This window comes from Streptomyces sp. NPDC007162 (assembly GCF_040634175.1).
Lineage (GTDB): Bacteria > Actinomycetota > Actinomycetes > Streptomycetales > Streptomycetaceae > Streptomyces.
In genome coordinates, this window is sequence record NZ_JBEYFC010000306.1 from 1 (window position 1) to 10,921 (window position 10,921).

Annotated in this window: 11 protein-coding genes; 7 read left to right on the forward strand and 4 right to left on the reverse strand. The window is 72.0% G+C overall.

The genetic code is table 11. From position 1 onward, the window contains the following. Positions 1-228 precede the first annotated feature (228 nt). Positions 229-492 (forward strand): DUF2630 family protein, encoded by a 264-nt coding sequence (locus ABZ646_RS29495; RefSeq protein ID WP_360525277.1) that lies wholly within the window; start codon positions 229-231, stop codon positions 490-492. A 60-nt stretch (positions 493-552) separates the two neighbouring features. After that, complete coding sequence (locus ABZ646_RS29500; RefSeq protein WP_360525280.1) at positions 553-1,494, forward strand: amidohydrolase family protein; 942 nt, start codon at positions 553-555, stop codon at positions 1,492-1,494. Between the two features lie 236 nt (positions 1,495-1,730). Here the strand turns inward: ABZ646_RS29500 and ABZ646_RS29505 are convergent, their stop codons facing one another. Continuing rightward, the gene (locus tag ABZ646_RS29505) at positions 1,731-2,396 is read right to left on the reverse strand and encodes a nitroreductase (protein ID WP_360525283.1); all 666 of its coding nucleotides are present in this window, start codon (positions 2,394-2,396) and stop codon (positions 1,731-1,733) included. A 52-nt stretch (positions 2,397-2,448) separates the two neighbouring features. After that, positions 2,449-3,078 carry a TetR/AcrR family transcriptional regulator gene (locus tag ABZ646_RS29510; protein WP_360525286.1) on the reverse strand — a complete coding sequence of 210 codons (630 nt, stop codon included), beginning with the start codon at positions 3,076-3,078 and terminating at the stop codon, positions 2,449-2,451. A gap of 82 nt (positions 3,079-3,160) precedes the next feature. On the opposite strand from ABZ646_RS29510, the gene ABZ646_RS29515 reads away from it, so the two are divergent. Genes ABZ646_RS29515 through ABZ646_RS29530 form a run of 4 tightly spaced genes read left to right on the forward strand, consistent with a single transcriptional unit; the run spans position 3,161 to position 7,333 of the window. Continuing rightward, positions 3,161-3,958 (forward strand): sugar phosphate isomerase/epimerase, encoded by a 798-nt coding sequence (locus tag ABZ646_RS29515; protein WP_360525289.1) that lies wholly within the window; start codon positions 3,161-3,163, stop codon positions 3,956-3,958. Further along, positions 3,958-5,076, forward strand: a complete 1,119-nt coding sequence (locus tag ABZ646_RS29520) for a Gfo/Idh/MocA family oxidoreductase (RefSeq protein WP_360525292.1) — start codon at positions 3,958-3,960, stop codon at positions 5,074-5,076. Before ABZ646_RS29515 ends, ABZ646_RS29520 begins: the two co-directional genes overlap by 1 nt. Then, complete coding sequence (locus ABZ646_RS29525; RefSeq protein WP_360525295.1) at positions 5,073-6,323, forward strand: Gfo/Idh/MocA family oxidoreductase; 1,251 nt, start codon at positions 5,073-5,075, stop codon at positions 6,321-6,323. Before ABZ646_RS29520 ends, ABZ646_RS29525 begins: the two co-directional genes overlap by 4 nt. Beyond that, entirely contained in the window at positions 6,320-7,333 is a 1,014-nt protein-coding gene (locus ABZ646_RS29530) for a sugar phosphate isomerase/epimerase (RefSeq protein WP_360525298.1), read from the forward strand. Before ABZ646_RS29525 ends, ABZ646_RS29530 begins: the two co-directional genes overlap by 4 nt. A gap of 58 nt (positions 7,334-7,391) precedes the next feature. On the opposite strand, the gene ABZ646_RS29535 is transcribed toward ABZ646_RS29530, so the two are convergent. Then, on the reverse strand, positions 7,392-9,005 hold the full coding sequence (locus ABZ646_RS29535; protein ID WP_360525301.1) for a cation acetate symporter: 1,614 nt from the start codon (positions 9,003-9,005) through the stop codon (positions 7,392-7,394). Further along, on the reverse strand, positions 9,002-9,421 hold the full coding sequence (locus ABZ646_RS29540) for a DUF485 domain-containing protein (protein ID WP_360525305.1): 420 nt from the start codon (positions 9,419-9,421) through the stop codon (positions 9,002-9,004). The genes ABZ646_RS29535 and ABZ646_RS29540 overlap by 4 nt, the downstream gene beginning before the upstream one ends. Positions 9,422-9,909: 488 nt before the next feature. Here ABZ646_RS29540 and ABZ646_RS29545 point away from each other — a divergent pair, with 488 nt between their 5' ends. After that, a complete protein-coding gene (locus tag ABZ646_RS29545; RefSeq protein WP_360525307.1) occupies positions 9,910-10,845 on the forward strand; it encodes a L,D-transpeptidase in 936 nt (311 codons plus the stop codon). The last annotated feature ends 76 nt before the right edge of the window (positions 10,846-10,921 follow it).

Below are 10,921 nucleotides of genomic sequence, written 5' to 3' on the forward strand. Positions count from 1 at the left end.
GGGTGTTCGCCCCGGTAGCGGTGGTCGAGCGGCCGTTCCGACGTGGACCCCATCGGTGGTGATCCTCCCTTGTGGTGTCCCTGACCCGGCCTCGCAGCAACCGCTTTCCCTCGGTCCGCGGGCAACCGTACTCCGTGCCGCCGCCGTCGGCCGATGCGTTCGAGGCCGGGGTGCGAGAAGGTAGGGAGGGGAACGGGGTGCCGTCGCGTCGTCCGGAGAGGGGCAGTCATGACACGGTCAGAAGCCGAGGCCGAGCGGGAGATCTTCGGTCACATCACCGAGATGATCGGCGAGGAGAAGGACCTGCGTGACCGTCTGGCGCGGCAGGAGATCGACGAGCCGACCGAGCACGAGCGACTGGCCCGCCTGGAGACCGAGCTGGACCGGTGCTGGGACCTGCTCCGGCAGCGCCGGGCCAGGATCGAGGCGGGACAGGACCCCGGCGAGGCGAACGTCCGTCCCGCGTCGGAGGTGGAGGGCTACCTGTCCTGAGGACCGCGTCCGGCCGGAAGGGGCTGGACGCGTCGCGTTCCGGCACCGATCGTGGGCGGTATGAACGATCACCGAACGGCCTCGGCCGACGCTGCCCGGCACACTCCCGTGAGTGACGGGGCCTCGGAGGCGGAGGCCGCCGAGATCCGCCGCTTCCGGGAGCGGCTCGGCCTTCCGGCACTGATCGACGTCCACACGCACTTCATGCCCGAGCGCGTCCTGCACAAGGTCTGGAACTACTTCGACACCAACGGTCCACTGGTCGGTGGCCTGCAGTGGCCGATCACCTACCGCAGGGCCGAGGAGGAACGGGCCGCCCTGTTGAAGGAGTTCGGCGTCCGTGCCTTCACCTCGATGCTCTATCCGCACAAGCCAGGCATGGCGACCTGGCTGAACGCCTGGGCCGCCGACTTCGCCGGCCGCACCCCGGACTGCCTGCACACCGCGACGCTCTTCCCCGAGCCCGGTGTCGAGACCTACGTGCGCGAGGCCGTCGAAGCGGGCGCCCGGGTGTTCAAGGCACACGTACAGGTGGGTGCGTACGACCCGGAAGACGAACTCCTCGACGCGACCTGGGCGTTGCTGGCGGACGCCGGGATCCCCGTGGTGATCCACTGCGGCTCGGGCCCCGCACCCGGCCAACACACCGGCCCCGGGCCGATCGCACGGGTACTGGCGAGGCATCCGCGGCTGCGGCTGATCGTCGCGCACCTGGGCATGCCCGAGTACGAGGAGTTCCTCGGCCTCGCCGAACGGTACGAGGAGGTGCGGCTGGACACGACGATGGCGTTCACCGACTTCACCGAGCGGTTCATGCCCTTCCCGCCCCGAGCCCTGCCCAGGGTCGCCGCCCTGGGCGACCGCGTCCTGCTCGGCTCCGACTTCCCCAACATCCCTTATCCGTACGTGCACCAACTGCAGGCGCTGGAGCGCCTGGACCTGGGACCGGAGTGGCTCCGCGCGGTGTGCCACGACAACGCGGCACGGCTCTTCGGAGTGTGAGCGGGCGTCGGAGGCCGGTCAGGCCGCCGGATGCGCGGGCGCGGCGACGACGAGGCTCGCTTCTTCAGACCGTTCACGAGAACGTCCCGGCGTGCCGGCAGGGAGACGCGGAGCCGGTCGCCCGTCCGCCCGTCCCGGGCCGAGAGGTCCTGCGGCAGCAGGAAGAGCACCCCTTCGTCGCCTTCGTACCCCGGTCGGCACGACACAGCCCTCCGGCGGAGCTCACGGGCCCGCCATCACGACCCTACGAAGGTCACCGTTTCCGTCATGTCCGCCCGGTCCGTGCGCAGTTGAGGCGCACCTGTCTGCTCGAAGCCCACCGCGACCCCGCAGAGCAGCACGAGTCCGTCCGCGGCCCCGGCCAGTCGGCCGACCGTCCTGTGGTACATGGTCCACATCACCTGCGGGCAGCTGTGCAGCCCTTCCGCTCTCAGCAGCAGCATGACCGTCTGCAGGTACATCCCGGCGTCCGTCCACTGTCCCGGGCCCACCGTCCGGTCGAGGTAGCAGAACAGCACCACCGGCGCCCCGAACGCCCCCGAGTTCAACGCGGCGATCTTCACCGGCCGGTCGGGGTCGTGGCGTTCGACGCCGAGCGCGGCGTACCGCTGCGCGGCCGCGGCGGCGAAGCGGTCCCGGTACGGCGCGGCCAGGTCGGCGGGGTACATCGGGTACTCCCGCTCGTCGCCCGGGTCGCCCGCCAGCGCCCTGGCCGTGGCCTGCCGCTTCAGCTCGGCCAGCGGCTCGCCGGACACCACGTACAGATGCCAGGGCTGGAGGTTCCCGCTCGACGGCGCCCGCGCCGCCCCCGCCAGCACCCGTTCGAGCACCTCCCGGGGCACCGGCCGGTCGCTGAACGCCCGTACCGCCCGACGGCTGTCCACCGCCTCGTACACATCCACGCCGATCAGACCCTTCGGTAGACCATCCGGTCACGTCGCGACGAGCGGAAGGCTAGGGGAGTTCCACGGTGATGAAGCTGCGCAGCATCGTGCGCAGGTGCTCCGGCATGTCGATCACGTCCGGGCTGAGCAGCCACTGGATCTGCAGGCCGTCGATGAACGCGACCAGATCCGCCGCCAGCCGCGACGCGTCCGCGTGCGGGCGCAGCAGCCCGCGCCGTGCCAGGTCGTCGACGGCCGACTGCATCTCGGCGCGGGTCCGTGCGTAGCGTTCGACGAAGTACGGCCGTGCCGGGTGGTCCGACGCGGTGGCCTCGCTGGACAGCACCGCGAACAGGCTCACGATGAGGGGGTTGGCCTGGTTGTGCGCGACGAGCCTGAGCATGCCGGCGAAGTACGCCAGACCGTCCTGGCTGAGCGCGCCCGACTCCAGGAAGTGCTCCCCGTCCTGGCGGTCGCGTGCCTCCAGGACCGCCTCCAGCAGCGACTCCTTGGTCGGGAAGTGGTGCAGCAGCCCGGCGCGCGAGACACCGCAGGCGGCGGCGAGCTGGACCATGCTCGCGTTGCGGTAGCCCACCTGCCCGAACGCGGCGAACGCGGCCTCGATGATCTGGGCGCGCCGACGCTCCCCCTTGGGGTAGTTCCGTGGGGCCGCCCCCGGCCGCGCCGTTTCCCTTGCCATGAACGAGATGCTAACGACCCCTAGAAACCGTCAGCCCTGTCGGTATTCTGTTCCCGGCCGTCCGCCATGAGAGGAGTCCCCCTTGTCGACACCGCAGTTGTCGGTTCAGCTCTACTCCGTACGCCAGGCCCTGGAAGCCGACGAAGACGCCGCCCTCGGCCGTCTGGCAGCCCTGGGACTGACCAACGTCGAGGCCTTCGGCTTCGTGCACCGCGCCGACGAACTCGCCGACGCGCTCGCCCGGCACGGCCTGACCGCACGGACCGGACACGCCGGTTTCCTGTCGCCGGACGGCGCGTCCGCACCCGGCCTCGACGACACGTTCCGGGCCGCCCGGCGACTGGGCGTGGAGATCCTCTTCGACCCGTTCGTGCCGGCCTCCCGCTGGGCCGACGAGAAGGAGATCGCCCGCACCGCCGCCCTGCTGAACGAGGCCGCGGAACGCGCCGCCGAGCACGGACTGCGGGTCGGCTACCACAACCACTCCCAGGAGTTCGCGCACACCGTCGGCGGAGTCAACGCCTTCGACCGCTTCGCAGACCTCCTGAACCCGGAAGTCGCCCTGGAGATCGACCTGTTCTGGGCCGCGGCCGGCGGCAACGACGTCGTCGCGCTCCTCGGCCGACTGGGGTCCCGGGTACGCGCCCTGCACATCAAGGACGGACCCGTCATCGACGACCCGTTCACCTCGGGCGCCCCCTTCGACCCCGCGGACACCCACCAGGTGGCGGCGGGCCGGGGGCAGATCCCGCTGGCCGCCGCGCTGGACGCGGCCCCCCACGCCGAGTACGCCGTCATCGAGTTCGACCACTACGACGGCGACATCTTCGAGGGCATCGCGACGGGCGTCTCCTACCTGAACGGGAAGGGCATCGCCTGATGACGGCACACCGTCCGGTCGGCGTCGGGGTCATCGGCGCCGGCAACATCAGCGACCAGTACCTGACCAGCCTCACCCGCTTCCCCGACCTGCACGTGGCCGTCGTGGGCGACCTCGACACCGCCCGCGCCGAGCACCAGGCCCGTACGTACGGTGTCGCGGAGTGGGGAACGGCCGCGGACGTCCTCGCGCACCCCGACACCGAGATCATCGTCAACCTGACCGTGCCCGCCGTGCACGCCGAGGTCAGTTCGGCGATTCTCGCCGCGGGCAGGCACGTCTGGTCCGAGAAGCCCATCGCGGTGGACCGGGCCGACGCCCGCGCCCTGCTCGACCAGGCGGCCGCGGCCGGCCTGCGGGTCGGAGTCGCCCCCGACACGATCCTCGGGCCCGGCCTCCAGACCGCCCTGCGGGCCGTCGCCCGCGGCGACATCGGCACCCCGCTGTCCGCGCAGACCGTCATGCAGTACGCGGGCCCCGACCAGTGGCACCCGAACCCCGAGTTCCTCTTCGCCAGGGGCGCCGGCCCCCTCTTCGACATGGGCCCCTACTACCTCACCGCCCTCGTCTGCCTGTTCGGCTCGGTCTCCCGGGTCGCCGCGCTCGGCTCGACCGCCCGCGCGGTCCGTACGGTGCGCAGCGGGGAGCGCGCGGGCACCGAGTTCACCGTCGACGTACCCACCCACGTCTCCGCGCTCACCCAGTTCGAGGGCGGCGGTGTCGGTCAGAGCGTGTTCAGCTTCGACTCCCCGCTCACCCGCACCGGGTTCGTCGAGATCACCGGTTCCGAGGGCACACTGGTGCTGCCCGACCCCAACACCTTCGCCGGCGAGGTCAGGATCACTCGGGTGCCGCAGGGGGGCGGGGACCCGGAGTGGTCGACCGTCCCGCTCGTCGGGGTCGAGGGTGGGCGTGGCCTCGGCGTCCTGGACATGGCACGGGCCATCCGCGGGGGGCACCCGCACATCGCCACCGGGGACCTCGGGTACCACGTCCTGGACACCATGATGTCCATCGACGACGCCGTCACCTCCGGCGAGACGGTCCGCATCGGCAGCGCGGCCCCCGAGATACCCCTCGTCCCCGAGGACCGCGACCCCTACGGAGCCACTCTGTGACCGACCCCAGGCCCACCGGCCCCCCGAACTCCGCTCCCCACCACCCGGGCCCGCCCCACACCGCCCCACCGCACCCGGTCCCGGCCCGCTCCGGCCCCGCCGACTCCGCGGCGCACCCCGGTTCGGTTCAGTCGCGTCCGCTCCCCGCGGGCCCCCTGCGTGCCGGGTTCATCGGTGGTGGCTTCATGGCGGCCGTGCACACCCGGGCGAGCCGGGCCGCCGGTGCGCACCTGGCCGCCCTGGCGAGTTCCACGCCCGAACGCGGCGAGCAGGCCGCACGGGACCTCGGTGTCGAGCGGCCCGAGGCCGACGCCGGGAGCCTCGCGGCGGCCGGCGACCTCGACATCGTCCACGTGTGCAGCCCCAACCGCCTGCACACCGAGCACACCCTGGCGGCGCTGGCCGCGGGCGCCCACGTCATCTGTGAGAAACCCCTGGCGACCACGGTGGCGGACGCCGAAGTACTGGTCCGCGCCGCCCGCGAGGCCGGCCGGGTCGCCGCGGTTCCCTTCGTGTACCGCTACCACCCGATGGCACGTCAGGCCCGCGCCCTCGTGGCGGACGGACGGCTCGGCACCGTCCTCACCCTGGACGCCGCCTACCTCCAGGACTGGCTCCTGGAGGCCGGCGACACCAACTGGCGCGCCGACCCGCAGGCCGGCGGCGCCTCCCGGGCGTTCGCCGACATCGGCTCCCACCTGTGCGACCTGGTGGAGTTCGTCTCCGGACAGCGCATCCAGCGCCTCGCCGCCCGCACCCGCACCGTCTTCGGCCGGCGAGGCGACACCGAGGTCACCAACGAGGACGTCGCCGCGCTCCTCGTGGAACTCGGCGACGGAGCGCTCGGCACCCTGCTCGTCAGCCAACTGGCCCCCGGCCGCAAGAACGGCCTCACCCTCGAACTCCACGGCACCCGCCGAAGCGTGCGCTTCGAACAGGAACGCCCCGAGGAACTGTGGATCGGCAGCCGCGAAGGATCACAGCTGCTCCTGCGCGACCCCGCCACCGCCGCCCCCGACTCCGCCCGCCTGTCGGTGCTGCCGCCCGGACACGCCCTCGGCTACCAGGACGCCTTCACGGCGTTCGTCACCGACGTGCACAGCGCTGTCCGGGGCGAACACCCCGAAGGGCTGCCGACGTTCGCGGACGGACTGCGTGCCGCCCGCCTCACCGAGGCCGTACTGGCCTCCGCCGCCCAACGCGGCGCCTGGATCGAGACCGCCCCCGAGACCGAGGACCCCGCATGACCGAAGCCACCCACCCCGTCACCCTGTTCACCGGACAGTGGGCCGACCTCCCCTTCGAGGAGGTCGCCCGGCTCGCCGCCCAGTGGGGCTACGACGGCCTGGAGATCGCCGCCTCGGGAGACCACCTGGACCTCCGGCGCGCCGACGAGGACGACGCCTACGTGGCCTCCCGCCTGGAGATCCTCGACCGGCACGGCCTCAAGGTCTTCGCCATCTCCAACCACCTCGCGGGCCAGGCGGTCTGCGACGCCCCCATCGACTTCCGCCACCAGGCCATCCTGCGGCCCTACGTCTGGGGCGACGGCGACGCGGAAGGGGTCAGGCAGCGCGCCGCCGAGGACATGAAGCGGGCGGCACGGGTGGCCCGCAAACTCGGCGTCGACACCGTCGTCGGCTTCACGGGCTCCGCCATCTGGCCCTACGTCGCCATGTTCCCGCCGGTCCCCGCGGCCGTCATCGACGCGGGCTACGAGGACTTCGCCACCCGCTGGAACCCGATCCTCGACGTGTTCGACGCGCAGGGAGTGCGCTTCGCCCACGAGGTGCACCCCGGCGAGATCGCCTACGACTACTGGACCAGCGTCCGCGCCCTGGAGGCGATCGGCCACCGCGAGGCCTTCGGCTTCAACTGGGATCCCAGCCACATGATGTGGCAGAACATCGACCCGGTCGGGTTCATCACCGACTTCAAGGACCGCATCTACCACGTCGACTGCAAGGACACCCGGCTGCGCCCGCGCAACGGGCGCGCCGGGGTCCTCGGCTCGCACCAGCCGTGGGGCGACCCGCGCCGCGGCTGGGACTTCGTCTCCACCGGGCACGGGGACGTGCCCTGGGAGGACGCCTTCCGCGCCCTGGAGTCCATCGGCTACACCGGCCCCGTCTCGATCGAATGGGAAGACGCGGGCATGGACCGCCTGCACGGCGCCGCCGAGGCGGTGACCTTCGTACGGTCGCTGCTGTGGCCCACCCCGAAGGCGTCCTTCGACGCGGCCTTCAGCAACCAGTGACGGCTGCGCCGGGCCCCGCCCCGGAGCCCGGCTGTCCGGCGGACCTGGCGCCGCGGCACTAGGACGAGGGGCCCGGGGGAGTGCCGGTGAGGAGGTGGTGTTCGTGGGCTTCGTAGCGGCTGCGTTCGCGGTCGGTGGCCCGCCGGCCGGACAGCACGGTGGTGAGCCAGCCGGCGAGGAAGCCCGCGGGCACGGAGACGAGGGCCGGCGTGTTGTAGGGGAACCAGGCGAAGTCCGCTTCGGGGAAGGCGGACAGCGGTGTCCCGGAGACCAGGGTGGTGCCCGGGGTCAGGGCCAGGACGCTCAGGGAACCCACCACGAGGGTGGCCAGCAGCGCCTTGCGGGTGTAGCGGCGCCAGAAGAGGCTGTAGAGCAGCGCCGGGGCGATCGCGGACGCCCCGAGGGTGAAGGAGATCGTCGCCAGCGGCTGGAGGCTGCGGTGCTGGGCGAGGACGGCCAGTACGACGGTGGGGACCCCCACGAGCAGGGCGCTGCCCCGGGCGATGGCGAGTTCCCTGGGCGGTGCCGGGGGAGTGGCACGGGACGCGGTCAGGTCGTGGGCGAGGGTGTTGGCGCAGGCGAGGGTCATGCTCGCGACCGAGGCGAGCAGGGTGAGGAAGACGGCGGTGGTGACGGTGGCGAACAACAGGCTCTCCGGCCGCGACAGGGTCGTCCCGAACGCGGCGCGGGCACCCAGGAGGTAGGCGGTCGTGCCGTGCGCGTCGGCGGCGGCGATGCGGTCGTGACCGACCAGCGCGGTCGCTCCGGTGCAGATCAGCGTCAGCATCAGGATGAACAGGGTCACCGAGGAGACCGCCCAGGACATCGCCCGGCGGACCTGGCGCGGGGTGCCCGCGGTGTACATCCGCATGGTGACGTGGGGCAGGCAGGCACCGCCCAGCACCACGGCGCACTGGGTGCTGGCCATGTCGAGCGCGGGATGCGGACTGCTGGAGTACTGCAGGCCCCAGGTCAGATAGGCGGGCCCGGCCCCGCTGCGCCGGGCTGCCGCGTGGAACAGGGCCTGCGGCTGCCAGTGGAACATCCGCAGCAGCAGGAAGCTCACGACCAGCCCGGAGCCGAGCAGGGCCACCGTCTTGAAGATCTGGACCAGCGCGGTGCCGGGCATCCCGCCCAGCGCCGCGTAACTGATCATGAGGACGCCGGCCCCGGCCACGCACCCTTCCTTCATGGCCGGGTCGTCGAACCCGAGGACGTACGCCAGGAGTTCCCCGACCCCGGCGAGCTGCACGACCATCATCGGCACGAGCGCGGCGAGCGTGACCAGACAGGCCGTCACGCGCACCGAGCGCGCCGGATGACGGTGGGCCAGCGCGTCGCCCATGGTGAAACGGCCGGTGTTGTGCAGGGGTTCGGCCAGCAGGAACATCAGCAACAGCAGGGACAGCAGGGCGCTGAGGGCCAGGACGATCCCGTCGAAGCCGCACAGGGCGATGATCCCTCCGATGGTGAGGACGGTGGCGGCGGAGATGTAGTCACCGGCGACGGCCAGCCCGTTGCGCAGCGGAGACAGGGACCGGTAACCGGTGTAGAACTCGGCGAGGTCGTCCGCCTCCGGCCCGGTGAGCACGCACAGCAGCAGGGTGAGCGCGACGACCGAGCAGAACGCGACGAGGGACCAGGACTGGGCGGGACCGCTGAACCCGGTCACGGAGCCTGCTCCCGATCCGGTCCGGACACCCGCGCCTGGCTGCGGGCCCGGCGCGCGAGCGGATCGACGAACCTGCGCGCCGCGGCTTCGTGGAGGAGGACGGCCAGCCAGGTGACGGGGATCTGGGCCAGGGCCAGGACCAGCCCGGTCGGCAGATCGCCGGGGCCGGGACGGGCCATCAGGGACGGGGCCTTGACGGTCAGGGTGAGGAAGACGACGAAGTATCCGAGAGCGGTGATGGCCGCCACCCGCCGGTGCCACCGGTACGCACGCCGCAGCAGGCGCAGCGTACGGTGGGCACCGGAGCGCGGACTGCGCGCGAGGACACCGACCGGATCCCGGCCGTTCGACCAACTGGGGAGCGGACGGTCGTACGAGGACTGGGCCGCGGGTAACTCGGGGACGTCGTGAGACATTTCGGCACCTCCTGCTGGGGGCCCGGGCCCGGCGTGCGACGGACCGCGTGCGGGGAGAGGGTGGCGCCGGTCGTCCGGGACGCGGCATCGCGCGCGTCGACGTGGGGTGAGCTGGGCGCCATGGTCCCCGGCGCGGGCGCGGTCCGCCAGAGGTACGACCCGGGTCGCGGCGATCGATCCACAGCGCGCGGACCTGACCGTGGGATCTTCGGGACGGGGTGATGAAGCATTACGGGAGCGCGGGGTGGCGCGAATCGTTCGGAAAGTGCGCCGTCGCACACCTGGGGCACCCGGGGACCCACCGGTCCGCGTCCGCAGGGCGATTCTTGATCCATGCTTTACGCGCCACGCGGAACCCGGACCCGTGCCGACGGAGTCCCACAGAAAGTGGGGGACTTCGGGACCGTAGAGCGAAAAGAGCGAGAAAAGTGAGGCAGGGCGTGGGACGGCGCAAGGGCGGCATAGGAATCGCACTCGTGACAGTCGCGATGCTGGTGGGCGTGAGCGCCTGCGGCGGGGGCAGCGACACCGCGGGCGGGCAGGACGCGAAGGCGTCGCAGAAGCCGAGCGCGAGCGCCTCGCCCTCGCCCACCAAGCCGGCGGGACCGCCGATGCTGCTGGACACGATCACCCCGCAGACCGGCACCACGGTCGGCGTGGCCATGCCGATCTCGGTGATCTTCACGAACCCGGTGGCGGAGAAGGCGAGGGCGACCGTCGAGAAGCACATGAAGGTCAGCGCCTCGCAGGCGGTGGAGGGTGCCTGGCACTGGATGGGCGACAAGCGTGCCGACTGGCGGCCGAAGACCTACTGGCCCTCCGGTACCAAGGTGCGCATCGACGCCGACATGACGGGCGTCAGCAACGGCAACGGGCGCTACGGCGTGCACAGCTACACGCACACCTTCACGGTCGGCGACGACGTGCGTGCCGACGTCTCGGTGACCGGCCACACCATGAAGGTGACCCGCAACGGCAAGACGCTGCGCACCCTGTCGATCAACGCGGGCAGCGCCCAGTACCCGACGTGGGACGGCACGATGGCCGTCATCGACAAGCAGGAGAAGGTCCACATGACCTCCTGCAGCGTCGGGATCAGCTGTGACAAGGGCAGCCCCAACTTCTACGACCTGACGCTGCCCTGGGACGTCCACCTGACCCAGTCCGGCACCTACGTGCACTACTCGACCGGCGACCCCTACCCGGGCAGCGGCAGCGCACGCGGCTCGCACGGCTGCGTCCACCTGTCCATGTCGGACGCCAAGTGGTTCTACGGCCAGGTCAAGCAGGGCGACCCCGTCACGATCACCGGCTCCCCCCGCGGCAAGGCCCCCGCCGACAACGGCTACGCCGACTTCAACGTGGACTGGTCCCAGTGGCTCGCGGGCAGCGCGTCCGGCGCGGGAACCACCGCGACCCTGTGAACCACCGCCGAGGGGACAGCGCCGACCGGCGCCCCCGCTGACGCACCGAAAGACGGCCGGGGGCCTGCCCGCCCCC

Excerpts from the sequence above, each read along its gene's own strand:
- ABZ646_RS29495 (WP_360525277.1), top strand. The coding sequence starts at position 229 with ATGACACGGTCAGAAGCCGAGGCCGAGCGGGAGATCTTCGGTCACATC.
- ABZ646_RS29500 (WP_360525280.1), top strand. The coding sequence starts at position 553 with ATGAACGATCACCGAACGGCCTCGGCCGACGCTGCCCGGCACACTCCC.
- ABZ646_RS29510 (WP_360525286.1), bottom strand. The coding sequence starts at position 3,078 with ATGGCAAGGGAAACGGCGCGGCCGGGGGCGGCCCCACGGAACTACCCC.
- ABZ646_RS29520 (WP_360525292.1), top strand. The coding sequence starts at position 3,958 with ATGACGGCACACCGTCCGGTCGGCGTCGGGGTCATCGGCGCCGGCAAC.
- ABZ646_RS29530 (WP_360525298.1), top strand. The coding sequence starts at position 6,320 with ATGACCGAAGCCACCCACCCCGTCACCCTGTTCACCGGACAGTGGGCC.
- ABZ646_RS29540 (WP_360525305.1), bottom strand. The coding sequence starts at position 9,421 with ATGTCTCACGACGTCCCCGAGTTACCCGCGGCCCAGTCCTCGTACGAC.
- ABZ646_RS29545 (WP_360525307.1), top strand. The coding sequence starts at position 9,910 with ATGCTGGTGGGCGTGAGCGCCTGCGGCGGGGGCAGCGACACCGCGGGC.